The sequence below is a fragment of the Streptomyces chartreusis genome (assembly GCF_008704715.1).
Taxonomy (GTDB): domain Bacteria; phylum Actinomycetota; class Actinomycetes; order Streptomycetales; family Streptomycetaceae; genus Streptomyces; species Streptomyces chartreusis.
In genome coordinates this window covers 2,675,799-2,702,099 of sequence record NZ_CP023689.1, presented here as the reverse complement: position 1 = coordinate 2,702,099, position 26,301 = coordinate 2,675,799, and the positions used below count along the sequence as shown (strand labels likewise).

Here is a 26,301-nt window from a genome sequence, read left to right as displayed (position 1 = left end):
CATGCAGGCAGAAGAAAAGAAGTCGCTGGTGGGGGAGGAGTACGAGGTCGAGATCGGCCCCGTCGCCCACGGTGGGCACTGCATCGCCCGCACCGACGCGGGCCAGGTGCTGTTCGTCCGGCACACGCTGCCCGGCGAGCGGGTCGTGGCCCGGGTGACCGAGGGCGAGGAGGGCGACCGCTTCCTGCGCGCCGATGCCGTCGAGATCCTCACGGCCTCCAAGGACCGCGTCGAGGCGCCCTGCCCCTACGCCGGCCCCGGCCGCTGCGGCGGCTGCGACTGGCAGCACGCGAAGCCGGGGGCGCAGCGCCGGCTGAAGGGCGAGGTCGTCGCCGAGCAGCTGCAGCGGCTCGCGGGCCTGACGCCCGAGGACGTCGGCTGGGACGGCACGGTGATGCCGGCCGAGGGCGACAAGCTGCCCGCCGGACAGGTGCCGCAGTGGCGCACGCGCGTGCAGTACGCCGTCGACGCCGACGGTCACGCCGGACTGCGCCGGCACCGCTCGCACGAGGTGGAGCCGGTCGACCACTGCATGATCGCCGCCGAGGGCGTCAGCGAGCTGGGCATCGAGAAGCGGGACTGGACGGGCATGGCCTCGGTGGAGGCCATCGCGGCGACGGGTTCGCAGGACCGCCAGGTGATCCTCACGCCGCGGCCCGGCGCGCGGCTGCCGATCGTCGAGCTGGACAAGCCGGTCTCAGTGATGCGGGTCGGCGAGAAGGACGGCGGCACGCACCGCGTCCACGGCCGTCCCTTCGTCCGCGAGCGCGCCGACGGCCGCACCCACCGGGTCGGCAGCGGCGGCTTCTGGCAGGTCCACCCGAAGGCCGCGGACACCCTGGTCACGGCGGTCATGCAGGGCCTGCTGCCGCGCAAGGGCGAGATGGCGCTGGACCTGTACTGCGGCGTCGGCCTCTTCGCGGGCGCCCTTGCCGACCGCCTCGGCGACAAGGGCGCGGTCCTCGGCATCGAGTCCGGCAAGCGCGCGGTGGAGGACGCCCGGCACAATCTGGCCGACTTCGAGCGCGTCCGCATCGAGCAGGGCAAGGTCGAGTCGGTCCTGCCGCGCACGGGCATCTCCGAGGTCGACCTGATCGTCCTGGACCCGCCGCGAGCGGGAGCGGGCCGCAAGACGGTCGAGCACCTTGCTTCGCTGGGCGCGCGGCGGATCGCCTACGTGGCCTGCGATCCTGCCGCTCTGGCGCGGGACTTGGGGTACTTCCGGGACGGGGGGTACCGGGTGCGGACCCTGCGGGCGTTCGATCTGTTTCCGATGACTCATCATGTGGAGTGCGTGGCGATTCTGGAGCCGGCGAAGTAGGGATCCTGAACTGCGGTTTCGGCAGACTGTGAGCGGCCGGGGGCGTTGCCCCCGGCCGCTCTTCCTTGTGGTGTCAGGAGGCCGGCATCAGGACCGTGTCGATGATGTAGACGTTCGCGTTGGCCGTCCTGACGTTGCCGCACACCACCTTCGCGGAGTCGTTGACGGTGTAGGACTCACCCGAGCCGGTCGTGGTCAGCTTCGACTTCTGCAGGGTCTCGTAGGAGCCCTTCTCAAGGTCCTTCGGCGTCAGCTTCTGGCCCACCACGTGGTAGGTGAGGATCTGCGTCAGCTGCTCCTTGTCGGCCAGGACCTTGTTCAGGGTCTCCTTCGGGATCTTCGCGAAGGCGTCATTGGTCGGCGCGAACACCGTGATGTTCTGGGCGTTGTTGAGGGTGTCGACCAGACCCGCCTTCTTCACCGCCGTCACCAGCGTGGACAGGGCGGGGTTGTTGGACGCGGCGGTGGCCACCGGGTCCTCGGCCATGCCGTCGAACGAGCCGGCGCCGTCCTCGGGTACCGATGAACAGGCCGGTCCGAAGGGCGCGTCGGCCGGGGCGGCGCTCGCGGAGTTGCCCATGCCCTCGGCGGCCGGCGTCGTCGCGGACGACTTTCCGGAAGAGCCCGACGAGGCGGAGCCGCTGCCGCTGTCGGAGCAGGCGCTCAGGGACAGGGGCAGAACGACCGCGGCGGTGACAGCGAGCGCGGCGTAACGAATTCGGGTGTTCATGGTGTGTCTCCTGTTGGTTGATGCAGCCGGAGCTGCGTTCACATCGGGGGTCGGGGAATTGGCGTACGGGTCATTCGACGGTCACCACCACGGAGTGCCGTCCGTCCGCGCCGTCGGGGACGGTGCGGGTGCGCTTCTCGGTCTGGACCGCGCCGGTGCGGTCCGTGGCGCGCACGGTGAGGGTGTGGCTGCCCTTGGTCGCCTGCCAGGCGAAGGACCACTGGCGCCAGGTGTCGCGCGAGTCCTCGGCGGCGAGCCGGGCCTCCTGCCAGCCGCCGTCGTCGACGCGGACCTCGACCTTGTCGATCCCTCGGTTCTGGGCCCAGGCGACTCCGGCGACCATGACGGTGCCGGTCCGGGGGCGGGCGAACGGCTTGGGGGTGTCGATCCGTGACTGGGTCTTGACGGGTGCCTCACGCGCCCAGTCGCGCTTGACCCAGTAGGCGTCGTAGGCGTCGAACGTGGTGAGTTCGATGTCCTCGATCCACTTGCAGGCCGAGACGTAGCCGTACAGACCAGGGACCACCATGCGGGCCGGGAAGCCATGCTCGAAGGGGAGCGGTCGGCCGTTCATACCGAGGGCGAGCAGGGCGTCCCGGCCGTCCATGACGTCTTCCACGGGGCTGCCGATCGTCATGCCGTCGACCGAGCGGGAGACCAGCTGGTCGGCGGGTCCTCCCTCGGACGGGGCCCTGACGCCGCACTCGGCGAGCAGGGGTGCGAGAGGTACGCCGATCCAGCGGGCGTTGCCCACGTAGGGGCCGCCGACCTCGTTCGAGACGCAGGTGAGTGTGATGTCGCGCTCGATGAGGTCGCGCCGCAGCAGGTCGTCGTAGGAGAGTGAGACCGCCTTGCCGACGCCCAGGCCGTCGATGCGCAGCCGCCAGGTGCTGGCGTCCACCTTCGGAACGACCAGCGCGGTGTCCACGCGGTAGAAGTCGTCGGTCGGCGTGATGAAGGGGCTGATTCCCCCGATCCGCAGTCCGGCGCCTTTGGGTGTCGCGGGGGCGGGAGAGCCGGGGGCGGGCAGAACGACGTCCTCGCGTGAGGCGACGGCATCGCGGGCGGTCGAGCCGTTCAGATGCCGGCCGAGCGTGCCGGCGCCGGTGGAGGCGGCGGCCGCGGCGACCGCCGTGATCACGAAGCCCCGGCGGTCCCAGCCCGGTTCGTCGCCCGCTCCCGACTCGCCGGTTTCAGCGCCGGTTTCGGTGCGGGCGGCCGTCAGGCGGCTCACCAGAAGAAAAAGGGTGACCGCTCCGGCCGCCGCGCCCGCGAGGGAGGGGACGGCATCGGTGATGCCGGCGGAGTCCGGGCGGCTGGTCGCCGCGAGGCCGCCCACGACACCGAACAGCAGCACCCCTGCCGCGGCCGAACGGATGTGGCGCAGGGCGAGCAGACCCAATGCGAGTGCGAGCAGGGCGAGTACGGCGAGAATGCCGAGTTGCAACACCAGTTTGTCGTCGGTCCCGAAATTGCGAATCGCCCAGTCCTTTACGGCGGGGGGTGTGCGGTCGATTGCCGCACTGCCGACCGCGACGACCGGACCTGCCTGAGGACGCACCCGTACGGACACCAATTCGGCGACGGTGAGGGCCGTACAGCCCGCGAGAGCACCGCTGAACGCGGCCAGCGCGGGCCGCACCCAGCTGCGCGGATGGCGAAGTTTCTTTCCGTCGTCGATCACGTGGGGAATCCGGCCCTGCGGGCTCCGCGGATTGGTCGACGACTCGATTGAGGGATTCTTTTTTTCTGACCAATCCGCCCCCTGCTTCCGCAACGGATTACATCTAATGGGTCAGGCGGGGAGATTCATGAGGGCCAGTGGAGGGGAAGTGGGCTGACGCGAGCCGCCCGCGGGCTCAACGGTGATGCCCATGCCGGACGCCCCGTCGACGGGACCCCGCAGCAGCACGGTCTGATCGCCGCGCTCGGGGTCCATCAGGCCGGCGGAGCGCATTGCGGTGCCGTCGGCGAACCAGAGCTGGTACACCTGCCCGCGCGTCGGCCGCTCCATCCCGGAGACGACGAACACGGCCCTGTCGAGGTCCTGCGAGACGACGACGGTGCCGGTGGCGCCGTCGCCCAACGCGGCTGACCGGGCAGCGGCATCCGGCGCCGCCAGCACCGTGGCGATCTCGCCCGCGCCCTGCTCGGTCCGGCGGGCCTGCTCCAGAGCGCTCTCGGCGCGCTCGTGCTGCCACACCGCCGTGGCGCCGAGCGCGGCGACGGCCGCCATGCACGCGGCCAGCGCCCAGCGCGAGATCAGCCCGGCCCGTGCCCCCGCGCGCTCCGGACGGGCAGCGGCCCCCGCGTCGGGCGGGTCCTGCCGGACGGCGTCGATGCGGCGCAGCACCTGCTCCCGCATCGCGGTGCGCGGCGTCATGGAGACGGCAAGTCCGAGGCGCGCGGCGGTGGCGCGCAGTTCGGTGGCCTCCCGCTCGCACGGCTCGCAGTGGGGCAAGTGGCGTTCGAAGGCTTCGCGCTCGTCGTCGGACAGGGCGTGCAGCGCGTAGGCGCCCGTCATCCAGTGCAGGTCGGCGGTGGTCATGCGGCCACCCCCAGGCAGTCGCGCAGACGGATGAGGCCGTCGCGCAGCCTTGTCTTGACCGTGCCCAGGGGAAGCGTCAGGGCTTCCGCCACCTGTCGGTAGGTCAGACCGCGGTAGTACGCCAGCGTGACGGCCTGGCGCTGGAGCTCGGTGAGCGTGCGCAGGCAGCGGCGGACCTGCTCGCGCTCGATGCGCGCCTCGACCTGTTCGCTGACCTCGTCGTACTCGGGCATGTGGTCCATGACGGCGGCTCTGTGGTCCCGGGCCGCCGTGGCCTCGACCGAGCGCACGCGGTCGATCGCCCGGCGGTGTGCGAGCGTGAGGATCCAGTTGATGGCGGTGCCGCGGTCGGGGCGGTATCGGGGGGCTGTGCGCCACACCTCCACCAGGACCTCCTGGGCCACCTCCTCCGACTGCGCCTGATCGCGCAGGACGGCGCGGACGACACCGAGGACGGGGCTCACCACACTGTCGTAGACCGAGGCGAACGCCTCTTCGTCACCGAGAGCGACGCGACCCACCAGCTCCTGCAGATCCGGCTCCGTCGATGGATTTCTGCCGATATGGACTGCTTCTCGCACGTGGGCCCTCCGTGATCGCCGTACCTGGGACATCTCCGGACGTAATCCGATCCTGCGCATGCCGCGGATTGGTCCCTACGGGGAGGAAGCTCCAGGTGGCACCGACCGCCGGCGCTTCAAGCTCGACGGTCTGTACGCATGCGGCGTACGACGACTCACGACGAATCCAGATCACCTCGTCGCGATCACTGAGCCGGCGGCCAATGGTTTCTGAGCTGCGGCTTCGGCGGCGCGCGTTCGGTGCGATGTGAGGGGATGCGGGCGATATCTTGGCGGTGACGGGGGAGGGTTTCGTGGTGGGTCGGGAGCGGCGGCTGGTGGCTGCCGGGGTGCACGGGCGTGCGCTGCGGGACGACTACTCGCTCGCCGGTCGGGTCTTTGCTCGCAGGATCCTGCCGCACTATGCCGCGGTGCGGCTGCTGGTGGCTCCCGCGTTGCAGCCGCATCTGATCGCCGCCTACGCCTTTCTCGCCCGTACCGACGACCTCGCCGACCAAGGTCCCCTGCACGAGCGGCTGCCGCGCTGGAGGGCCTGGGCCGAGCAGGTCGCCTCCGGGCTGGACTCCGGGCACGCCCAGGACCCGGTGCTGCGCGCCTTCCTGCACACCGTGTCCGTGCGGCAGTTGCCGCACCACTGGGTGCACACGTATCTCAAGGCCACCGACGAGGAACTGCACTTCACCGGGCACGCCACCGAAGCCGACTTCCAGCGCTACGTGGACAACCTCGCCCTGCCGGCCCTGATGCTGATGGAGGATCTCCAGCACGAGGGCGGCGGTGACGCGGTCTTCCGGTCCCGGTGCCGGTCGTTCGCCGAAGGACTGCAACGTCTGGACTTCCTCGCCGACCTCACCGAGGACCTGGGCGAAGGACGCCTGTACCTGCCGCAGGAGGACCTCGACCGCTTCGGCGTCACCCGGGCGGCTCTGGAAGCGGGGCAGGACAGTGCGGCGGTGAGGGAGTTGGTCGCCTTCACCTGCCGCAGGACCCGGCAGGCCCTCACGGACTCACAGGCCCTGCTCGACTCCACCGCGCCGAGTTTCCAGCCGTTGCAGCGGGCTCTGCTGGAGCTGGCCGAGCATCAACTGTCCCGTGTCGAGCACGCCGGTGCCTCCGTCACCCGGCGCACCGTCGGATACGGCCTGCGCAAACCCCTCGCCGTCCTGCTCCGCGAGCGGGGGATCGTCAGGGTCGGCTCATCGTGAGCGGTCATGGGCGGACCAGCACCTTCAAGGTCTCGCGGTCGTTCATCGCGCGGTAGCCGTCGGCGACGTCCTCCAGGGGGACGGTGCGGTCGAAGACCCGGCCGGGGCGGATCGAGCCGTCGAGGATGTGCGGCATCAGTTCCTCGATGTAGGCGCGGGCGGGGGCGACGCCGCCGGTGAGGGTGATGTTGCGCATGAAGTCGCCGAACCCGAAAGGTACTTCGGGATATTGAGGGGCGCCGACGCGGCTGATCGTGCCGCCCGCGCGGACCACGCCGAGGCTCTGCACCAGGGCGTCCTTCAGGCCGACGCATTCGAGGACCTTGCGGGTGCCCTCACCGCCGGTGAGTTCGCGGACCAGGGCGACGCCCTCGTCCCCGCGTTCGGCGACCACGTCGGTCGCGCCGAAGTCGCGGCCCAGGTCGGTGCGGGCCCCGTGGCGGCCCATGAGGACGATCCGTTCGGCGCCCAGCAGCCGGGCGGAGAGCACGGCGGACAGACCGACCGCGCCGTCCCCGACGACGGTGACGGTGTCGCCGCGGCGGACGCCCGCCGTGCGGGCGGCGTGGTAGCCGGTGCAGAGCACGTCGGAGAGCGTGAGCAGGTCGGGCAGCAGCTCGGAGTCCTCGGCGACGGGCATCTTCACCAGCGTGCCGTCGGCCTGGGGGACGCGGGCGGCCTGGCCCTGGCCGCCGTCGACGCCGTTCACGCCCCACTGGCCGCCGTGCGGACAGGAGGTCTGCAGGCCCTCGCGGCAGTACGCGCAGGTGTTGTCGGCCCAGACGAACGGCGCCACGACCACGTCCCCCGGCTTCAGGGTGCGTACCCCGGACCCGGTCTCCTCGACGACGCCGAGGAACTCGTGACCCATGTGACGGGGGGTGTCGGTGGGCTCCAGCGACTTGTAGGGCCACAGGTCGCTGCCGCAGACGCAGGACAGCACGATCCGTACGACCGCGTCGGTGGCCTGCTGGATCTTCGGGTCGGCGACGTCTTCGACACGTATGTCCTCGGCCGCGTACATCAGGGTGGCGCGCACGGTGGGGCTCCTCGGGGAGGTGGCGGTGGGTGGTCAGCGGGGTTCGAGGCGGAGGGTGGAGGCGCGGGCCCGGTCGGTCAGGACGTGGTCGACGATGCTGGTGTACCGGCCGTACTTCTCCCGGTAGGCCGCGTCCACGTCGGCGTACTCGCCGGGATCGGCGTCGCGGAAGGCGACGTCGGCCCGGACGCCTCCGGCCTCGACACGTCCCCGCAGGCGCGAACGTGTGCCCTGGTACCAGGGGCCGTCGACGCCCTTGACCGAGCGGACGTAGAGCCGGTCGCCCGCCCGTACGACCCACATGGTCACGGGGGCGCGGAGCGTGCCGTCGGAGCGTTCGGACTCCAGGGCCAGCTCTTCCGCCGTGCCGATCTCTGTCAGGTCGGAGTCGTTCCAGGTGGTCATGGTCCTCACCTTCGGTGGAGGGAATCTCGGGCTTCCTGAATCCCGGGCTCCCGGAGTCTCAGGCTTCCGGGATGGCGCGCCCGTAGGCGGCGAGGGTGACGTTCTCGGGCTCGGGGCCGCCGCGCCGGCCGGTCTCCAGGGCGTCGAGGGCCTTCAGCTCCTCCGCGGTGAGGGAGAAGTCGAAGACGTCGATGTTCTCGGCGATGCGCCGGCGCCTGGTCGACTTCGGGATCACCGAGCGGCCCTGCTGGATGCCCCAGCGCAGCAGTACCTGGGCCGGGCTCTTGCCGTGTGCCCCGGCGATCGCGGTCACGACCGGGTCCTCCAGGACGCTCCTGCGGTCCTCGCCGTATCCCGGATAGAAGGTGATTCCGCCGATGGGCGACCACGCCTGGCTGAGGATGTGGTGCCGGTCGTCGAAGTCGAGGACGGCGCGCTGCTGGAAGTAGGGGTGGATCTCCAGCTGGTTGACGGCGGGAACGACGGTGGTGGCGTCGAGCAGTGCGGTCAGGTGCTCGACCATGAAGTTGCTGACGCCGATGGCGCGGACCCTGCCGTCGGCCAGGAGCTTCTCCAGGGCGCGGTAGGCGGCGATGGTCCTGTCGAAGTCGGACGGGAGGGCCTGGTGGAGGATGAGCAGGTCGATCCGGTCGACGCCGAGCTTGGCGGCGCTCTTGGCGAAGCCGTGCAGTGTCTCGTCGTAGCCGTAGTCGCTGATCCAGATCTTCGTCTCGATGAAGAGGTCGTCGCGGGGCACCGCGGAGTCCCGGACGGCCTGGCCGACCTCGCGTTCGTTGCCGTACGCGGCCGCGGTGTCGATGTGCCGGTAGCCGAGGTCGAGCGCGGCGGTGACGGCGTCCCTGGTCTCGTCGGGCGGGGTCTGGAAGACGCCGAGTCCGAGGGCGGGCATCCGCACGCCGTTGTTGAGGGTGACGGTCTGCATCACGAGGACCTTTCGGAGGGGAGGCCCGAGCGGGCGCGATTCGCGATCGGGATCAGGACGCTCGGGCTCAAGGCGCTGCCGATCCGGTGGACGGGGTCCGACCAGGACCGACGCGGCGCCGGCGGCGACGCCACTCCAGTCGGACATATTCACTGTGGTCAGGGCAAACCAGACAAGCAGCACTCTCGGCCTGCTCGCCGGCTCCGGCAACCGCGGCTACCTGAATTGCATGCGGCCGGGGTCCGGAGTCTCTCCAGAGAACCCCGAACGGCACGCGGGAGGGAGTCACTGCTCTTCCAGGTAATGCCAGTACCTCGCAGGAGCTCCCGGACCGACCTACGGTGAAGAGCGAGGCTGGACCGTCCGCCCGGGACGTGAGCGCCGGCGGACGAGTGATCTCAGGGATCAGGACGATGGCTGACAGAGACAAGAAGGGCGTGGCCGCCGAGGTCCGCGAGTTCCTGAGCACCCGGCGTGCCCGGATCACCCCCGACCAGGCCGGACTGCCGGTCTACGGCGGCAACCGGCGCGTCGCGGGCCTGCGCCGGGAGGAGGTCGCGCTGCTCGCGGGCATGAGCGTCGACTACTACGTCCGCCTCGAGCGCGGAAACCTCTCCGGCGCCTCGGACTCCGTACTGGAATCCCTCGCCCACGCCCTGCAACTCGACGAGGCCGAACGCACCCACCTGTACGACCTGGCCCGCGCGGCGACGCCGTCGGGGCGGCGCGCAACGGTGACCGCGTCCCGGGTGCGGCCCACGATCCTTCGCCTGCTCGACTCGATGACCGACGTACCGGCGTACGTACGCAACGCACGCTTCGACATCCTCGCCGCGAACACGCTGGGGCGGGCGCTGTACGCACCCCTCTTCGACTCGCCCCTGTTCGCGCAGCGCGGGCCGGTCAACAGCGCCCGCTTCCTGTTCCTGGACCCCGCGAGCAAGGACTTCTGGATCGACTGGGACAAGGGCGCCGACGACTCGGTCGCCTTCCTGCGCACGGAGACGGGCCGGGCTCCCCACGACAAGGCGCTCACCGACCTCATCGGTGAACTGACCACCAGGAGCGAGGACTTCGCCCACCGCTGGGCCCGCCACGACGTGAAGTTCCACCGGTCCGGCGTCAAGAACCTGCACCACCCGCTGGTCGGCGATCTCGCCCTGCCCTACGAGGCGATGGACCTGCCGTCCGATCCCGGACTGCGCCTGAACTTCTACACCCCCGAACCGGACACCCCGGCGCGGGAGGCGCTCGGTCTCCTCGCCGCCTGGGCGGGCACCGGCAGCGCAGCCCCGACCGCGAACGACTGATCACTTCAGAGGAGCACAGCTTCATGCAGTACCGACCGCTCGGCCGCACCGGCGTCCAGGTCAGCCCGCTCTGCCTGGGAGCGATGATGTTCGGCCCCTGGGGCAACGAGGACGAGGCCGACTCGATCCGGATCATCCACCGCGCCCTCGACGCCGGGATCAACTTCGTCGACACCGCGGACGTGTACTCCGCCGGTGCCTCGGAGGAGATCGTCGGCAAGGCCCTGAAGGACCGCCGCGAGGACGTGTTCCTGGCGACCAAGTTCTTCATGCCGATGGACCCGAACGACCCCAACCGGCGTGGCGGCAGCCGGCGTTGGATCATCCGCGAGGTGGAGAACTCCCTGCGGCGGCTCGGCACCGACCACATCGACCTCTACCAGGTGCACCGCCCCAGCCCCGACACGGACGTCGCCGAGACGCTCGGGGCCCTCTCCGACCTCGTGCACCAGGGCAAGATCCGCTACCTCGGCTCCTCGTCCTACTCCGGCTCCCAGATCGTCGAGGCCCAGTGGGTCTCCCGCGAGCGGCACCTTGAGCGGTTCGTGACCGAGCAGCCGCCGTACTCGATCCTGGTGCGCGGGATCGAGGAGGACGTGCTCCCCACCGTCCGCCGCCAAGGCATGGGCACCCTCACGTACAGCCCGCTCTCCGGTGGCTGGCTCTCGGGCCGTTACCGCAGGAACGCCACCGAGGGCCCCGCCTCCGCCGCGCGCCCACAGGCCCGCTTCGACATGAACACCCCCGCAAACCAGCGCAAACTCGACGCCGTAGAGCAGCTCGCGGTCCTCGCCGAGAAGACCGGCCTCACGCTGATCGAGCTCGCCGTCGCCTTCGTCGTCAACCACCCCGGTGTCACCTCGGCGATCATCGGCCCGCGCACCATGGAGCAGTTGGAGGCGTTCCTGCCCGCTGCCGACGTCACGCTCCCGTCCGACGTGCTCGACGCCATCGACGAGATCGTCGCACCCGGCGTCACGGTCAACCCGGTCGACGACAGCTACGGCGACTTCGAACTGCGGGCCGACCGGCGGCGCCGCTGACCGATTCGGCAGGATGGGGTCATGACGCGTCGCGCTCTCACCTCGCCCCAAGTGGTCCAGATCCGGAAGGCCGTCCATCGGTCACGGCGAAGCGCCGCGGGGCGATCCGGCGTGGTGGGCGTGTGACCGGGCGGTCGGCGGTGTTACCGCCGTCGCTGCGGGCGTGGCTCGGGCTGATCTCGGGTCTCGCCGCGTCGGTGGTCGTCGGGCTCGGGGTCGCGTACTCCGGGCACACGGAGCCCGGCCGGGTGGACAGGTGGGTCGTCGATCCGACGGCGGACAGCGTGGGGCCGCCGTGGCGGGGTGTCGCGCTGGCCGTCGACTTCTTGGGGGAGCCCTTGGGCGCGGCCATGCTGGTCGGCGCCGTCGTGACCGGCTGTCTGCTGCTGCGGAGCCCTCGCGCGGCGGTGTTCGTCGTCGCCGGTCCGGGAATCGCCGTGGTGACGGCGACGCTGCTCAAGTCCCTGGTGGGGCGCACCATCCACGGCGATGACAACCTGTCGTACCCGAGCGGGCACACCGCCTTCCTCACCTCGCTCGCCCTCGTGGTGGCGCTGCTCGTGACCGGCCGGCTCGGCCTCGGGAGGACGGCCGGCACGCTGATCGTGCCGGCCGCGGCGCTGGTTGCGGGCGCCGTCATGGGCTGGGCCCAGGTCGCCCTGGGCGCGCACTATCCGACCGACGTCCTCGGCGGCTGGTGCACCGCGCTCGCGGTGATACCGGCGACCGCGTGGCTCGTCGACCGGACGGCCGACCGGCTGGCCGAGAGGGCGACCGACGCCGGTCGGCGCGAGCTGCGCTGACTTCACGTCACATGTCAGGCCAGGCGGCGGAACACCGGCTTCACCGGCCGTCCGCCCAGCCACGGCGTCGGGTCGGCCGCGTCAAGTGCCTTCCGGTACACCGCACATGCCTGGGCCACCACGTCGACGGTCTGATCGATGTCGGCGTCGTCGAGCGCGCTGCTCACCACGAACGACGGTGCCAGCACCCCGCCCGCGAGGAGCCTGCGCAGGAACAGCGTGCGGTACGGCTGTGAGGGCCGGCCGTTCTCGTCGAGGGTGGCGAAGACCAGGTTGCTGGCCCGGCCACGGACGAGGACGTGGTCGGCGACGCCCATGCCGGCCGCGGCTTCGCGGACACCGGCGGCCAACCGCTCGCCCAGGGCGTGCAGTCGGGCGGTGATGCCCTCCTCCGCGTACGTGGCCTGCACGGCCATCGCGGCGGCCAGCGAGTGCGTCTCCGCACCGTGCGTGGTGGACAGCAGGAACACCCGGTCGCCCGAGTGCCGCAGCCCGCCCCGCTCCATCAGCTCCCGGCGCCCGGCCAGCGCGGAGACGGCGAACCCGTTGCCCAGCGCCTTGCCGAACGTGGAGAGGTCGGGGACGACGCCGTACAGGCCCTGGGCGCCCGCCTCGGACCAGCGGAAGCCGGTGATCATCTCGTCGAAGATCAGTACGCAGCCGTGCCGGTCGGCGAGTTCGCGCAGGCCGGTGAGGTAGCCGGGCGGCGGCTCGGTGTGGCCGGCGGGTTCGAGGATCAGACAGGCGATCTCGTCCTGGTACCGGGTGAGCAGTTCCTCGGTGGCGGCCAGGTCGCCGTACGGGAACGCCACGGTGAGTTCGGTGGTGGCCGTCGGGATGCCGGCGGACATCGGTGTGGTGCCGATGAACCAGTCGTCGACGGAGAAGAACGGATGGTCGCCGCAGATCGCCACCCGCGGACGGCCGGTGACGGCGCGGGCGAGGCGCACCGCGGCGGTGGTGGCGTCGGAGCCGTTCTTCGTGAACTTCACCATCTCGGCGGTCGGCACCGTGGCCAGGAAGCGTTCCGCGGCTTCGAGTTCCATGACGGACGGCCGCACGAAGTTGGTGCCGCGGTCGAGTTCCCGTCGCACCGCCTCGTTCACGCGCGGGTGGGCGTGGCCGAGGCTGACCGAGCGCAGGCCGGAGCCGTACTCGATGTAGCGGTTGCCGTCGACGTCCCACACGTGGGCGCCGCGGCCGTGACTGATGACCGGGGCCAGGTTCTCGGGGTACTGGTCGTCGCCCTTGGCGTAGGTGTGCGCACCCCCGGGGACCAGGGCGTGCAGCCGCTCGTTCGCCGCCCGCGACCGGGGCAGGAAGAACTCCTCAGTGTCCACGCTGACTTCAGCTCTCTCTCTGCTTCAGGACCTGGGCGAGGCTCGGCGCCTGGCGGTCCCGCTGGGACATCGATGTGGCCGGCAGCGGCCAGCGGATCGCGAGTTCCGGGTCGTCGAAGGCGATCGTCACGTCCTCCGCCGGATCGTGCGGACGGTCGATCCGGTACGAGGTGTCGGCGGTCCCGGTCAGTGCCTGGAAGCCGTGTGCGCATCCCGCCGGGATGTACAGGGTCGTCTGTGTCTCGCCGGACAGTTCGAACGTGGCCACGTTGCGGTAGGTCGGCGAGTCGGGCCGCAGGTCCACGACGACGTCGAAGATCTGCCCGTACGAGCACCGCACCAGCTTGGCCTCGCCGGCGCCGGAGCGCAGGTGCAGGCCGCGCAGCACGCCCCGGACCGAGCGGGACACGCTGTCCTGGACGAACGCGTCCGGATCGATGCCCACCGAGCGGATCACGTCGGCGTCGAAGGTGCGGCAGAAGAAGCCGCGTTCGTCCGCGTACGGCGTCGGCTCGAAGAGGTGGGCGCCGGCGATCGCCGGGACTTCGATGGCCTTCATGGAGTCTCCTGCCGGGTACGGGCCTGCGCGCGGTCGGTTGTCGGGAACAGGGCGGCGGTCAGGGCGGTGAACTGGTCCTGGAGCTGCCGGGCCGCGACCGCGTTCCGCTCGGCGAGAGTCCGCCGCAGCTCGGCCGATCGCTTCTCCAGCGCCCGGAACTGCTCCAGCAGCCGGTCGGCGTCCACCTCGCGAGCCGGATGGCAGTACGCGGCGAGGCCCATCCGGTCCATGAGCGCGTCGCTCTTCGCCGCGTAGCTCAGTGCGAGCGTCGGGGTGCCGGCCTTCAGCGCGCAGACCAGGTTGTGGTACCGGGTCGCCACCACGGTGTCGACGGCCGCCGTCTCCTTCATCAGGTCGGCAAGCGAGGTCGCCTCGGCGGCGGTCACCAGCGGCGAGTCCACCGCTTCGAGGATCGCGGCGACCACGGACCGGTCGCACTCGTCGCCGGTGAGCAGCCGGACCGGCCTGCCGTCCTCGACCAGCGCGCGGACGAACCGGGTCGTCCCGTCGAGGTAGCGCCGGTGGATCTCCTCGGCCCGGGCGCGGTCGTCGTCGCCGCCGTGGAAGTCCATGACACCGACGCAGACCGGGCCCGGCGGGCCGGAGGGTGCGCCGGCCCGTGGTGTCGGCAGGGCGAACGCGAGGTCGGGGTAGACCTCGTCGCGCGCGGTGTCCACGCCCATCTCCCGCAGCGCGTCGCGGGACTGGGCGTCCCGGTACGACCGGTAGGCGGCCAGCCGCGCCGACCGGCGCACCAGGCCTCGGGTCAGCCGGTTGCCGATCGGGCCGGCGCCGACGCCGACCAGCGCGACCTTGGTGCCGAACAGTCGGCCGGACGCGCAGAGCAGGAACAGCGAGTACGGGAAGCCCCACGGCCGCAGCGGCAGCGTGGCCTCCAGGACGCCCATGCCCGGCACGATCACCACGTCGTGCCGGCGCACCCAGGCGGCGGTGCGGACGACGTCGACGAGTTTGCCCAGCCCCTTGCCCGCGATCGCGCCCGCACGTGACGCGGTCCGGTACTCCCCGCGGTACCAGTGCAGCCGCGTCGCGGGGATCCCGTACCGGGCCGTGACGACCTCGGGTCCGCCGCACAGCGCGTCCACGGACGCCTCCGGGTGCTCGGCGCGCAGATACCCGAGGACGGCCTCCAGCGACCCGTCGTTGCCGAGATTGCCGGAGCCGAGCAGGCCGAACACCCCGACGCGTACGGGGGGTCTCATGCCCGCCGCCCCTCGCGTCCCGCGACGAGGTCGTCGACGGAGACGGTGAGCTTGGCCGGGTCGACGGGGGCGCGGTCCTCGACGCGCTCGCCGGCGCCCGGCCGGGCCCGGCTCGTCATCCACTCGCCCAGGTGGCGGTAGCAGGCGCGCTTGTCGGCCCCGGACAGCGGTGCCCGCCGGATCGCCGAGACGAAGCCCAGGACGTACTCGGCGAGCAGCCGGGGCGTCGGGTGCAGCGGGCCCGCCCGGCGCGGGTCCAGGTTGACGCACCGGGAACGCTTGCTCGGGTTCGCCCGCTCGGCGCGGGTGGGGTGGTCGCGGCGGAAGTACAGCAGCTCCGGCACCTGATGGAAGGGGCCCTGGAGGACGAGCTGGGCGACGAACGTGCGGTCCGCGTGGTGGTAGCTGTCGTGCGGCCGCACCCGGCGCAGCATGTCGGCGCGCATCACCCCGTAGAAGTCGTCGCCGCCGGGCTCGAACAGGAAGCTGCGGAAGCGCTCCGGCGCGTCGGGCGAGGCGGTCGCGAGCCCGTACTCGTAGGGGACCTTCACCTGTCCGTCGCCGTCGATGACCGCCTGGTCGGAGTGCGCGAGGACGATCTCCGGCCGCTCGTCCAGCGCCTCCACACAGCGGCGCAGCAGGTCCCGGGCGTAGAGGTCGTCGTGCGAGGCCCACTTGAACAACTCACCGCGGCACTGGGTGAACACGTAGTTGTGGTTCGGCGCGGCGCCGACGTTCCGGGGCAGCCGCAGATAGCGGATGCGCGAGTCCTGCGCGGCGTACTTGCGGCAGATCTCCTCGGTCCCGTCGGTCGAGGCGTTGTCGGAGATGACCAGCTCGAAGTCCTCGTAGGTCTGCCCGAGGAGGGCGTCGAGCGACTCGGCGAGGTACTCCTCGCCGTTGTACACGGGCAGGCCGATGCTCAGCCTGGGTCGGGCGGTCATGGCGTCCTCACTTCGGGAATGGAGTCCTGGTGGTGCTCGCGCAGGGCGGAGCGCAGCTGGAGCCACCACACGGCGGAGGCGGCGAGGGTCGCGGTGGCGACACCCCAGGCCGAGCCGACCGTGCCGGCCAGGGCCGCGCCGCCGAGCCCGCCCGCCACGTAGCAGGCGGACGCGAACAGCTGGCAGCGCAGGCTGCGCCGGGCCGCTGCGAGCGCGCGCAGCCCGGCCGCGGCGCCGGTGCCGAGGCCGGCGCCCGCGACGCCGAGGGTGACCGGCACGATGAGCTGTGCGGCGGAGTGCCAGACGTCGCCGAGCACGAGCTCGCCGAGCCGGTCCGGCATCAGGAGCAGCGCCGCGCCCCAGCACAGCGCGGCGACGGCCTGCCCGCCCCCCAGCAGGAGACAGAACCTGCCCAGGCGGTCCGGGGCACGCCGCAGCACCCGTGCCGCCTCCGCGACGGTGACCAGCGACAGGCCCATCAGCACGGCGAGGAACGGACCGAGCAGCAGCTCCGCGCCCCGGACCGCGCCCACCGCGCCCACGCCGACGATCGCGCCGAGCCCGTACGCACGCAGCTGGCTCGCGCCGCTGAGGCTGACGTTCTCGACGAGGTACCGGTAGCCGAGGTCGCGCTGTTCGCGGAGCCAGTCGCGGGCCTGGGCCGTGCGCGGCAGGATGCCGGACTGGACGTAGCCGTATCCCGCGGCCACCGTGGCGGACGCGCCCCAGGCGAGCACGAAGGCGGCCACGCTGCCCGCGCGGGCGGCCAGCACCATCGCCGGGACGAGCGCGACGCCCCACACGACGTCGTTGACGAACGCCTTCTTCCCGGTGCCGGCGGCGAAGAACGCGTACCGCCAGGCGTCCTGGAGCAGCAGCCCCGGCAGCATGACGCCGAGACAGGCGAACGCGGGCCCCACCTGGCCGCCGAGGGCGAGGCCGGCCACCACGCACGCCGCGCCGATCGCGGTGCCGACGCCGAGCGCGGTACCCGACGACCGGGCCACCGCCCCGCGCCAGGCGGTGTCCGACACGCCGCTGAAGCGGACCACGAGCGGGTCGGTGGCCAGGCCCCGGGAGACGTTGAGCACCACGCCGTAGGTCACCCAGGCGAGGCTGAACACACCGAACGCGGTCACCCCGAGCGAGCGGGCCACGTAGATCCCCACCGCGAAGTTGCTGATGCTGGAGGCCGCCTGGTCGGCCAGCCCCCAGGACAGCCGGCCGGCGAAGGCCCGCCGGGTGGACCCCGCCGGTGCCTTCGCCTTCTCCTCCTCGGTGGTCATCCGCGTCATGCCTTGATCAGACCGGCGCCGTGCAGGGCGTCGGCCGCGGTGGCGACGGTGTCGAACGGCAGCCCGGACCGCTCGGTGACGTCCAGCAGACTGTGCTCGCCGTCGGAGAGGCTGAGCACCCAGAGCATGGCCATCTGGGCCTGCTTGGTGTCGCTGCGGCCGCCGAGCGCGTCGTACAACCCGCGTCGGCCCAGCTGTGGTTCGCCGTAGGGGCTGAGGTTGAGGTACCTCCGGTTGCGGTCGAGGACACCGAACGCCTCACGGCAGACCGCGAGGGTGTCCGCCATCGCCTGCGGGGAGACGAAGTCCAGGTTGTCCGCCGAGGTGTGGTACTCGGGGTAGCCGCCGTACGTGGTCCGGCTGAGCGAGCCCACGCCGAGGTTGAAGCCGGGCGAGCAGTACTGCCGCTCGTCGTAGCCGTACGGGGTGAACTCATTGACCTGGTGCGGGCGTTCGGAGGCGGCCAGCACATGCCCCATCACCCGGTCGATCTCCGCGTCCCCGCGCCTGCTCCGCTTGTACGTCAGCGAGCCCGAGTCACCGGCGCAGGCCAGCACCAGCCCGTGCTTGACCCGGTCGACCCGCTCGGCGTTGCGGGCCAGCCAGGTGATCGCCCCGATGGTGCCGGGCGCATAGATGAACCGGTAGGTGTAGTACGGCGTCTCCTGCGCCAGCTCCCGTGCCAGGAACGTCGCCACCGCGATGCCGGCCAGGTTGTCGTTGGCCAGCGACGGGTGGCAGACGTGACAGGAGACGATCACCTCGTCGGGGACCTCACCGGGGACCACGTACTCGGCGTAGGTGAGGTGGCCGTCGGCGAGGGTGGAGTCGATGTGCACCTCGTACTCGCCGTCCGGCAGCGCGTCCAGGGTCTCCTGGGCCAGGCAGAACCCCCACTCCGGCTTGTAGTAGCTGGTGCGGTACGGCACCCAGCTCGGGTGCTCCGGGAGCGTGTGCAGGTGTGCGCGCAGCTCGGCGAGCGGCATGGTCGCCGACACCGGCACGCTGTAGCCGAGCACGTGCAGGCTGGACTCGGCGAAGTCGACGACCCGGTTGCCGTCGGAGTCGGCGATGTACGCCTCCCGGATGTTCCACTCCTGCGGCACCGTCCAGTCCAGCACCTGGGTCCCGGTCGGCACCTCGTACGTCTGGAGCGGGATGTACTCGCCGACGATGTCCAGGGTGGCGCGCACACCGTCGCCGGTGATGCTCCGGCACAGCGGGTACAGCCGCTCCACCAGCTCGAACATCTCCTCGCCTGCGTCGGTCATCGGCGCCACCGCAGGGTGTCGTCGACGGCGCCGGCGTCGGACGCCGAGCGGAGCACGGCGAGCCGGGTGAAGCGCTGCTCGAAGGCCTCCCGGGTCAGGTCGAACTTCCGGTAGGCGTCGGCCAGTTCCAGCGCGCCCCGCTTCACCGTCCACTCGCAGTCGAAGCCGGGGATCGCGGCGCGGAAGCGGGAGAAGTCCACGCGGTACGACCGTGGGTCGGCGCCGTTCTCCCCGGTGATGTTCACCTTGGAGCCGGGCACCGCCTCGGCGACCTGCTCGGCGATCTCGGCGACCGTGACGTTGTTGGTCTCGCTGCCGATGTTGAACGCCCGGTCGTGCACGGCTTCCCGGGGCGCGGTGAGCGCGGCCGTGAAGGCCCGGGCGATGTCGACGGCGTGCACCAGCGGGCGCCAGGGGGTGCCGTCGGAGAGAACCAACACCTCGCCGGAAAGCAGCGCGTGGCCGACGAGGTTGTTCAGCACGATGTCGGCGCGCAGCCGGGGCGAGTAGCCGAAGGCGGTGGCATTGCGCATGTACACCGGGGTGAAGTCGCCGTCGGCCAGCTCGTGCAGGTCGTCCTCGACGCGCACCTTGGACTCCGCGTACGGCGTCACCGGGCGCAGCGGGGCGTCCTCGGCCACCAGCTCGTCGCCGCCGGCGGCGCCGTAGACCGAGCAGGTGGACGCGTACAGGAAACGCCCCACCCCGGCGTCGCGGGCGAGTCGGGCGAGCCGTACGGACGCGTGGTGGTTGATGTCGTACGTCAGCTCCGGCGCCAGCGATCCCAGTGGGTCGTTGGAGAGCGCGGCCAGGTGGATCACGGCGTCGACGCCGGCCACGTGCTCGGCCGTGACGTCGCGCAGGTCCACCTTGTGCCCCTGCGGGTCCGCCGGGGTCTCGCCGAGGACGCAGTCGGCGAAGAGGCCGGCGTCGAGGCCGACGACCTCGTGTCCGGCGGCGGCGAGCACCGGGGCCATGACGGTTCCCAGATATCCCTGGTGACCGGTCAGCAGTACGCGCATGGTTCAACCCCCCAGGTTGAGCTTGAGTTTGGTGACGGCGAACGCTTCGGCGTATCGCTCGTGGCATTCGATGCCGCGGATCCGCGCGAGGCCGAGGAAGGCCTCCCGGTCGTACCACGGGCGGTGGCGCTGCGAGTCGTAGTGCTCCTGCAGCAGCCGTACCTTTTCCTCGGCGATCTCCGTCGACAGCGGCTGGTAGGCCGCCATGCGGCCGAGGTCGCCGTCCCACTTGACGATCTCGTAGCCGAGGACCATGTGGTCGCGGAACGCCGTCGGTATCAGCTGCGCCAGGCCGCGGTGGTCCTGGTGCGCGTCGTCGGTACGCGGGGCGAGGATCAGGTCCGGCTCGGTCTGCCCGCGCAGCTCCTCGACCGCGGCCTTGGCCTCGTCCCAGTGCACCGGCATCCGCCCGTCCGGCAGCTTCAGCACCGTCAGCCGCAGGTCGGCACCCGGGCAGAAGGCGGCGAGCGCGGCCCGCTCCTCCTGCTCCCGGTCGGTGCCGCCGCCGGACAGCACCAGCGCGTCGACACGGATACCGGGCCGCGCGAGGCACATCGTCAGCAGCGTGCCGCCGGCGCCGATGGCGATGTCGTCGCAGTGCGCGCCGACGGCGACGATCCTCTCCGGGCGCCCGGCGCCCAGCCGGATCACGCCCGCGCTCCGGCGCCGGCCTGCTCCCACACGGCCCACGGGCGGTCGCCCCTGGCGTAGGCGGCGTCCAGCGCGGCCCGCTCCTTGACGGTGTCGGTCGGCTTCCAGAAGCCGCGGTGCTGGTGCGCCACCAGCCGTCCCCGCTTGGCCAGTTGGGCGCAGCCGTCGGCGACCAGGTCCCCGTTCTCCGGTATGTGGTCGAAGACCTCCTGGCGGAGCACGAAGTAGCCGCCGTTCTCCCACAGCGGCATGTCGCTCACCGCGGTGATGCCTCCTACCAGGCCGTTCTCGCCCAGCTCCACGCAGTGGAAGGACGACTGCGGCGGTACCACCATCATCGACGCCCCGGCGTCACGCGCGGCGAACCGGTCGATCATCTCGTCGAGCGGCGCGTCGGTGAGCACGTCGGCGTAGTTGGCGAGGAACATCTCGTCGCCGTCCAGGTGGTGCCGCACCCGGCGCAGCCGCTCCCCGATGGGCGACTCGATGCCGGTCTGCGCGAACGTGATCGTCCAGTCCGAGATGTCGGTGGACAGCAGCTCGGTCCGCCCGCCGCGCAGCACGAAGTCGTTGGACGTCGTCTCCTCGTAGCTGAGGAAGAAGTCCTTGATGTGGTGGGCGCCGTACCCGAGGCACAGGATGAACTCCGTGTGCCCGAAGTGCGCGTAGTAGCGCATGACGTGCCAGATCAGCGGCCTGGGGCCGACCATCGCCATCGGCTTGGGCACGTCGTCGGAGGCGCCGTTGCGCATCCGCATCCCGTAACCGCCGCAGAACAGGACGACCTTCATCGCTTTACCTCGACAATGCTCAGTTCCGGGATGGGGAAGACCAGCCGGCCGCCCCAGTCGCCCACGAAGGACAGCTGCTCGACCAGCTCCGCCCGCAGGTTCCAAGGGAGGATCAGGACGTAGTCCGGCCGGTCGGCGGCGATCTGATCGGGCGCCAGGATCGGGATGCGGGTACCCGGGGTGTACCTGCCGTGCTTGTAGGGGTTGCGGTCGACCGTGTACGGGAGCAGGTCGGGCCGGATGCCGCAGTGGTTGAGCAGGGTGTTGCCCTTGCCGGGAGCGCCGTAGCCGACGACCGTCTCGCCGCGCTCCGCCGCTGTGATGAGGAACTTCAACAGGTCCCGGCGCACCTTGGCCACCCGGGCGGAGAACTCGGTGTACCCGGACAGCTCCTGGAGCCCGGCGGCCTTCTCCCGGGCCAACACGTCCGCCACCCTTCCCCAAGCTCTCGGCTCCGCTCGAGCAGGGGATACCCCATTCGACGGCTCGCCGGCCACCTCGGCGGGCCGGGCCCACAGCCGGATGGAGCCGCCGTGCGTGGGCAGCAACTCGACGTCCACAAGCGTGAGTCCGCCGCTCGCCAGGGCCCGGATCGCGGAGGCGACCGTGTAGTACTGGAAGTGCTCGTGGTAGATCGTGTCGTACTGGTTGTCCTCGATCAGGGTCAGCAGGTGCTGCACCTCGATGGAGACCCAGCCGTCGTCGGCGACCAGGGCACGCAGCCCCTGGGTGAACCCGACCACGTCGGGGATGTGCGCGTACACGTTGTTGGCCACGACCAGGTCCGCCGGTCCGTGCTCGGCGCGGACGGCCGAGCCGGTGTCGGGGGACAGGAACTCCGTGAGCGTGGGCACGCCCGCGTCCCGGGCCGTGGCGCCGACGTTCACCGACGGCTCGATGCCCAGGCAGCGGATCCCGTGGTCCACCACGTGCTTCAGCAGGTACCCGTCGTTGCTCGCGACCTCGACCACGAAGGCGTCGGTGCCGAGACCCAACCGCCGCACGGCGTCTGCGACATACGTACGCGCGTGCTCCACCCAGGAGGTCGAGAAGGAGGAGAAGTACGCGTACTCGCTGAACGTCTCCTCCGGCGTGATCAGCGGAGGTATCTGTGCCAGCCAGCAGTCGGTGCAGACCCGCAGGTGCAGCGGGTACGCCGGCTCCGGCTTGTCCAGTTGGTCCGCGGCGAGGAAGCTCTCACATGGTGGCGTCGCCCCGAGGTCGACGACGCTCGCCATCGCTTCCGAGCCGCAGAGTCGGCATCGTGTCATCTACTGTCCCCATCCCCCCTGTTCGCGACGGCGTCCCCGCCGCGAGCCAGTGCTGACCGTCCCGCGATCGCGGTGCGGTACTCCTCCACCAGGCGTTCGAGGCCGACGGCCGGGCTGAAGCCCAGCTCGTACCGGCGTCGGGCCGCCCGGCCCATCTCCTGGTTGCGGTCCGGTCCGGCCGCGATCCGGCGTATGCACGACGCGAGCGATTCGTGCTCGCCCGGCCGGTGCAGCAGCCCGGTCACACCGTCCTCGACGAGTTCGACGAACGCGCCGTGACCGGCGGCGACGACCGGGACCCCGGCCGCCATCGCCTCGACGACCACCAGGCCGAACGCCTCCAGCCACGTCGAGGGGGCCACCACGGCGACCGACCGCGCGATGGCCTTCTGGCACTCCGCCGTGTCGTACAGGCCGACGTACCGCACGTCGTCCCGGCCCGCCGCCCACGCGGTCACCTCCTGCTCCAGCGGTCCCGTGCCGGCGATCACGAGCGGCACGCCCACCCCGCCGGCCGCGGCCAGCTCGTCCCACGCGGTCATGAGCAGCCGTACGCCCTTGGCCTCCGCGAGCCGGCCGAGATACAGCACGTGCTCGCCGGTGCCCGAGCGGCGGTCCTCCGGGTCGGGCACGAAGTTGTGCTTCACCACCAGCCGTTCGGCCGGCATGCCCGCCCGCACCAGCACGTCGCGCTGCGCCGCGGAGATGCACAGGAACCGCTCCACGCCGGACCACCAACGCCGCCGGTTGACCGACATGCTGACCGCGAGCGGCACCGTCGCAAGGCGCGAGTCGCGGTAGCAGCCGTGCCGCACGGCGGGCAGCGGAGCCGCCGAACCGACGCACTCGGTGCACGGCCGGCCGTCCCGCTGGAGCGTGCCCGGCGGGCAGACCTGGGTGTAGTTGTGCAGCGTGGCGACCGCGGGCACGCCGGCGTCCGCGCAGGCGGCCAGCACCGCGGGCGACAGGAGCGGGAAGACGTTGTGGACGTGGACCACGTCCGGCCGTTCGGCGCGGAGCCGGGCAGCCAGCTCGGTGCGCACCGCCGGGTTCCACGGCACGAGGAACGGCAGCGCGGCCTTGCCCAGCAGGGACCGGTCGGCGATGTCGTCGCTGCGCCGCTCGAACAGCTCGACCTGATGGCCGGCCGCACGCAGCAGCTCCACCTCCTGGTCGACGACCTTGTTCTCCCCGCTCGGCTGCGCCGAGGCGTAGCGGTTGTGCACCACGAGAACGTGCATGCTCAGATCACCTCCGTTCTGCGGGCCCATTGCGGGACGCGTCGTCGAGGGGCTTCGGGCGTCGCGAGAGACGGCGCCTCGGGCACGGGCGCCGCGAGCAGCGAGGCGGCCAGCGCCAGATGCAGCAGATACGGCGAGGCGTCGCCCAGTCCGGCCTCGGTGTACGACGCCATCGCGCAGTAGCTGATCAGGAAGATCGCGCAGGCCCGCTCCAGCGAGGGCGGCCGCAGCAACGCGATGCCGCCGAGGCCGATGATGATCGCCGCCACCAGCGAGACACCGATCAGCCCCTGCTCCTGGTAGACGGCCAGCCAGCTGTTGTCGATGGGCAGCCCGCCGAACGACTTGTCGCCCAGGCCCATGCCGAACAACGTCTCCCCGGTCGACCGGGGTTCGGCCAGCAGGGCGTCCCAGACCTTGGCCCGGCCGGTCAGGCTGGAGAAGTTCTCCTTGCTCTGCCCGCGCAGGAACCACGCCTGGAGCACGGAGGCGAACCCCACCGCGGCCACCGTGGCGCACACCACCGCCCAGGTGAAGAAGCGGCGGGCGGCGGCGCTGGTCAGGATGAGCGAACCGATCGCCAGCGTCAGCCCGATGACGAGGCCGAGCGTGGCCGTGCGGGTATGGGTCAGCGCGAGCAGGACGAGCGAGGGCACGATGACCACCGCAGCGCCCTTCCGGTCGGTGCGACGGCCCAGCAGGAGCAGCACGGTGAGCCCGATGATCACCGCGGCGTACTGGCCGATCTGCGGTGGCGTGAGAGGCCACAGCGCGCCGACCAGCCGCCCGCCGTAGAGGTCGGGCAGGGCCGCGCCCGGTGAGATGACCAGGCCGGCGGCCACCAGCCCGAGCACCGCGAAGTACATCCGGATGTGATGCCGTACGAACGTCGTGCTGCCGTCCCACCAGCGGCTGAGCAGCCACAGCGTGCCGACGAAGAGAGCGAGCCGGGCGCACCGGAACAGCGCACCGAACCCGGACTCCAGGTTGGCGCTGGAGATCACGCTCGTCACCAGGAGCAGGGTGAGCAGGGACACGTACGCACTGGCTCGGATGCGCAGCTTGAGATTGACGGTGAGCGCCAGCGTGAACGCGGCGACCAGCGCGCCCATGGTGACCATCTGGATCAGGGAACGGGGCAGCGGCACGATGGTCTTCGCCCCGGCGGAGCCGAGCGTGTTGAGGACCAGCAGCCCCCAGACCGTCCCGACGATCTTCGGTGTGCGATCTCCGGCCATCTCAACCACCGTCCCGTGCGCGGAAGGTGCTGCCCGGGTCCTGCCGGTACGGCGTGGCCTGCCAGCGCCCGAAGTCGAGCACCTGGCTCGGGTCGTGGGCGACGAACGTCCACGGTCCGACGTAGACGTTGTCGTGCCAGCGGTTGTGCTGCTTGCGGGTGATCGCCTCGGAGACCCGCTCGCCCTGGTACGGCGACCAGTCCGGATAGGTGCCGTAGTTGGCGAGGACGGCCATGCGGTCGCACTTCGCCGCGCACTTGACGACGGACTTGTCCAGCACGAAGCGGTTGTCGTGGATGTCGACGCGCTGGGTCTTCCACCGGCAGTCGGCGTAGAGCGGTGCCTTGGCGATCGCCGGCTCCGCGCAGCGGTCGGTGTCCTTGACCAGCAAGGTGCAGTCACCGGAGGAGGTGTTGGCGGGGCTGTTGCAGAAGCGGTCGGCGTTCTCCCACAGGGTGATGCCGGACCAGTTGTTCTCCAGGACGTTCCGGTAGATCTCGATCCTGTCGGTGCGGGCCTTGATCCGTGGCTCGCCGCCGGACTCGGACAGGTAGACCGTCGCGAAGGGGAAGTTGTCCCCGCGCTCGGCCTGCCTGCGGCCCTCGACCCAGTTGTTCCGCCGGATCGTGTTGCCCCGGATGACCGCGTTGTAGCTGGTCTCGTAGATCAGGGCGGCACCGTCGTTGTCCTCGAGCACGTTGTTCTCGATGCGGAAGTCGTTGTTGTTGGTGTCCGCCCACAACCCGGTTCCGCGGTTGTCGTGCACCCAGTTGCCGCGTACGTCGGCGCCGTCGACGGCCCAGAACTTGATGCCTCCGGTGCAGCCGCAGCCCTCCCTGCGCCGCTCCCAGTCGTCGGTGTTGTTGCCGACGATCTCGTTGCCCTCGACCACCAGACCGCTGATACGACCGCCGCCCTTGTACGCGTTCATGCCGTACTGGCCGTTGCCGCGCAGACAGCTGGCGCGGACCTGCTGGTGGGCGCCAGCCATCAGTCCGGCACCGGAGTTGTCCTGGATCGTGGCGTGCTCGATCACCCACCCGTCGGCCGAGTCGTGGTTGACCACGCCCTCGTCCGGCGGCGCGACGAAGCGCTGCACGGTCAGATGGCCGATGGTGACGTGGCGGGCGCCGCCGCCGAACGCGTACTGGTTCTTCTTGCGGCCGTCGAGCACGGCGCCCGGCGCGCCGAGGTAGCGGTTCCCCTCCTTGGGGATGACCTGGGCGTAGCGGTCCGGGTCGAGCCTGTGCTTGCCCGGCCGCAGCCAGAACGTGGTGTTCGGGGGGTTGCTCCTGGTCTTCGCCGCCAGGTCGCCGACGACCTCGGGGTCGACGGTCACCGCGCCCGCCGGTGCCTTCGCCGGCCCCGCCGCGGGCTGTGCGCACACCCGGGCCACGGGCGTGGGCGACGGCGTGGCGGCCGGCTTCGCCCCGGCGTCCGACGTGCTGTCGCAGCCGGTCACCGCCAGCAGGGCGAGAGCCGCCGGTGCCGCCACCGACGCCCAGTGCCGCCTCTTGATCCTCACGT

General features: G+C 71.3%; 25 protein-coding genes. 5 read left to right on the top strand and 20 right to left on the bottom strand.

Annotated elements, in window-relative coordinates:
* Window position 1 precedes the first annotated feature (1 nt).
* The gene (locus CP983_RS11215) at window positions 2-1,321 is read left to right on the top strand and encodes a class I SAM-dependent RNA methyltransferase (RefSeq protein ID WP_093747538.1); all 1,320 of its coding nucleotides are present in this window, start codon (window positions 2-4) and stop codon (window positions 1,319-1,321) included.
* A gap of 73 nt (window positions 1,322-1,394) precedes the next feature.
* Here the strand turns inward: CP983_RS11215 and CP983_RS11210 are convergent, their stop codons facing one another.
* The 4 genes from CP983_RS11210 to CP983_RS11195 form a co-directional block, all read right to left on the bottom strand.
* Window positions 1,395-2,051 carry a fasciclin domain-containing protein gene (locus CP983_RS11210; RefSeq protein ID WP_150499510.1) on the bottom strand — a complete coding sequence of 219 codons (657 nt, stop codon included), beginning with the start codon at window positions 2,049-2,051 and terminating at the stop codon, window positions 1,395-1,397.
* 70 nt (window positions 2,052-2,121) lie between these two features.
* Window positions 2,122-3,735 carry a molybdopterin-dependent oxidoreductase gene (locus CP983_RS11205; protein WP_150499509.1) on the bottom strand — a complete coding sequence of 538 codons (1,614 nt, stop codon included), beginning with the start codon at window positions 3,733-3,735 and terminating at the stop codon, window positions 2,122-2,124.
* Between the two features lie 111 nt (window positions 3,736-3,846).
* Window positions 3,847-4,599, bottom strand: coding sequence for an anti-sigma factor (locus tag CP983_RS11200; protein WP_150499508.1), 753 nt, complete (start codon window positions 4,597-4,599; stop codon window positions 3,847-3,849).
* Window positions 4,596-5,180: a sigma-70 family RNA polymerase sigma factor gene (locus tag CP983_RS11195; RefSeq protein ID WP_150499507.1), complete on the bottom strand. Its 585-nt coding sequence runs from the start codon at window positions 5,178-5,180 to the stop codon at window positions 4,596-4,598. Before CP983_RS11195 ends, CP983_RS11200 begins: the two co-directional genes overlap by 4 nt.
* A 293-nt stretch (window positions 5,181-5,473) precedes the next feature.
* Here CP983_RS11195 and CP983_RS11190 point away from each other — a divergent pair, with 293 nt between their 5' ends.
* On the top strand, window positions 5,474-6,385 hold the full coding sequence (locus CP983_RS11190; protein ID WP_167537684.1) for a squalene/phytoene synthase family protein: 912 nt from the start codon (window positions 5,474-5,476) through the stop codon (window positions 6,383-6,385).
* Between the two features lie 4 nt (window positions 6,386-6,389).
* Here the strand turns inward: CP983_RS11190 and CP983_RS11185 are convergent, their stop codons facing one another.
* From CP983_RS11185 to CP983_RS11175, 3 genes are read right to left on the bottom strand one after another with little or no spacing between them, the layout of a single operon-like run.
* Window positions 6,390-7,424 (bottom strand): zinc-dependent alcohol dehydrogenase family protein, encoded by a 1,035-nt coding sequence (locus CP983_RS11185; RefSeq protein WP_150499505.1) that lies wholly within the window; start codon window positions 7,422-7,424, stop codon window positions 6,390-6,392.
* 33 nt (window positions 7,425-7,457) lie between these two features.
* Window positions 7,458-7,829, bottom strand: coding sequence for a DUF2255 family protein (locus tag CP983_RS11180; RefSeq protein ID WP_150499504.1), 372 nt, complete (start codon window positions 7,827-7,829; stop codon window positions 7,458-7,460).
* Window positions 7,830-7,887: 58 nt separating this feature from the next.
* The gene (locus CP983_RS11175) at window positions 7,888-8,772 is read right to left on the bottom strand and encodes an aldo/keto reductase (protein WP_150499503.1); all 885 of its coding nucleotides are present in this window, start codon (window positions 8,770-8,772) and stop codon (window positions 7,888-7,890) included.
* Between the two features lie 413 nt (window positions 8,773-9,185).
* Between CP983_RS11175 and CP983_RS11170 the strand changes: the two genes are divergently transcribed.
* The 3 genes from CP983_RS11170 (at window position 9,186) to CP983_RS11160 (ending at window position 11,928) form a co-directional block, all read left to right on the top strand.
* Window positions 9,186-10,082 carry a helix-turn-helix transcriptional regulator gene (locus CP983_RS11170; protein WP_150499502.1) on the top strand — a complete coding sequence of 299 codons (897 nt, stop codon included), beginning with the start codon at window positions 9,186-9,188 and terminating at the stop codon, window positions 10,080-10,082.
* A gap of 23 nt (window positions 10,083-10,105) precedes the next feature.
* The gene (locus CP983_RS11165) at window positions 10,106-11,125 is read left to right on the top strand and encodes an aldo/keto reductase (RefSeq protein ID WP_150499501.1); all 1,020 of its coding nucleotides are present in this window, start codon (window positions 10,106-10,108) and stop codon (window positions 11,123-11,125) included.
* Between the two features lie 122 nt (window positions 11,126-11,247).
* Window positions 11,248-11,928, top strand: coding sequence for a phosphatase PAP2 family protein (locus tag CP983_RS11160; RefSeq protein WP_150499500.1), 681 nt, complete (start codon window positions 11,248-11,250; stop codon window positions 11,926-11,928).
* Window positions 11,929-11,942: 14 nt separating this feature from the next.
* On the opposite strand, the gene CP983_RS11155 is transcribed toward CP983_RS11160, so the two are convergent.
* The 13 genes from CP983_RS11155 to CP983_RS11095 are packed head-to-tail and all read right to left on the bottom strand — an operon-like array spanning window position 11,943 to window position 26,299.
* Window positions 11,943-13,268 (bottom strand): glutamate-1-semialdehyde 2,1-aminomutase, encoded by a 1,326-nt coding sequence (locus CP983_RS11155; protein ID WP_150499499.1) that lies wholly within the window; start codon window positions 13,266-13,268, stop codon window positions 11,943-11,945.
* 7 nt (window positions 13,269-13,275) lie between these two features.
* Complete coding sequence (rfbC, locus tag CP983_RS11150; protein ID WP_150499498.1) at window positions 13,276-13,827, bottom strand: dTDP-4-dehydrorhamnose 3,5-epimerase; 552 nt, start codon at window positions 13,825-13,827, stop codon at window positions 13,276-13,278.
* Window positions 13,824-15,050: a polysaccharide pyruvyl transferase family protein gene (locus CP983_RS11145; protein WP_150499497.1), complete on the bottom strand. Its 1,227-nt coding sequence runs from the start codon at window positions 15,048-15,050 to the stop codon at window positions 13,824-13,826. The genes rfbC and CP983_RS11145 overlap by 4 nt, the downstream gene beginning before the upstream one ends.
* Window positions 15,047-15,994: a glycosyltransferase family 2 protein gene (locus tag CP983_RS11140; RefSeq protein WP_150499496.1), complete on the bottom strand. Its 948-nt coding sequence runs from the start codon at window positions 15,992-15,994 to the stop codon at window positions 15,047-15,049. The genes CP983_RS11145 and CP983_RS11140 overlap by 4 nt, the downstream gene beginning before the upstream one ends.
* Window positions 15,991-17,280, bottom strand: coding sequence for an MATE family efflux transporter (locus CP983_RS11135; protein WP_150506548.1), 1,290 nt, complete (start codon window positions 17,278-17,280; stop codon window positions 15,991-15,993). Before CP983_RS11135 ends, CP983_RS11140 begins: the two co-directional genes overlap by 4 nt.
* A gap of 5 nt (window positions 17,281-17,285) precedes the next feature.
* A complete protein-coding gene (locus tag CP983_RS11130; RefSeq protein ID WP_373309797.1) occupies window positions 17,286-18,560 on the bottom strand; it encodes a DUF4910 domain-containing protein in 1,275 nt (424 codons plus the stop codon).
* Window positions 18,557-19,582 carry an NAD-dependent epimerase/dehydratase family protein gene (locus CP983_RS11125; protein WP_126901426.1) on the bottom strand — a complete coding sequence of 342 codons (1,026 nt, stop codon included), beginning with the start codon at window positions 19,580-19,582 and terminating at the stop codon, window positions 18,557-18,559. The genes CP983_RS11130 and CP983_RS11125 overlap by 4 nt, the downstream gene beginning before the upstream one ends.
* 3 nt (window positions 19,583-19,585) lie before the next feature.
* Window positions 19,586-20,233 (bottom strand): PIG-L deacetylase family protein, encoded by a 648-nt coding sequence (locus tag CP983_RS11120; protein ID WP_150499494.1) that lies wholly within the window; start codon window positions 20,231-20,233, stop codon window positions 19,586-19,588.
* Window positions 20,230-21,024, bottom strand: a complete 795-nt coding sequence (locus CP983_RS11115) for a sugar phosphate nucleotidyltransferase (protein ID WP_150499493.1) — start codon at window positions 21,022-21,024, stop codon at window positions 20,230-20,232. Before CP983_RS11115 ends, CP983_RS11120 begins: the two co-directional genes overlap by 4 nt.
* The gene (locus CP983_RS11110) at window positions 21,021-22,295 is read right to left on the bottom strand and encodes a class I SAM-dependent methyltransferase (protein ID WP_150499492.1); all 1,275 of its coding nucleotides are present in this window, start codon (window positions 22,293-22,295) and stop codon (window positions 21,021-21,023) included. Before CP983_RS11110 ends, CP983_RS11115 begins: the two co-directional genes overlap by 4 nt.
* Window positions 22,292-23,536, bottom strand: a complete 1,245-nt coding sequence (locus CP983_RS11105; protein ID WP_150499491.1) for a glycosyltransferase — start codon at window positions 23,534-23,536, stop codon at window positions 22,292-22,294. The genes CP983_RS11110 and CP983_RS11105 overlap by 4 nt, the downstream gene beginning before the upstream one ends.
* Window positions 23,537-23,538: 2 nt before the next feature.
* Complete coding sequence (locus tag CP983_RS11100) at window positions 23,539-24,774, bottom strand: hypothetical protein (RefSeq protein ID WP_107907529.1); 1,236 nt, start codon at window positions 24,772-24,774, stop codon at window positions 23,539-23,541.
* A 1-nt stretch (window position 24,775) separates the two neighbouring features.
* Window positions 24,776-26,299, bottom strand: a complete 1,524-nt coding sequence (locus CP983_RS11095; RefSeq protein ID WP_150499490.1) for a right-handed parallel beta-helix repeat-containing protein — start codon at window positions 26,297-26,299, stop codon at window positions 24,776-24,778.
* Between the last annotated feature and the right edge of the window lie 2 nt (window positions 26,300-26,301).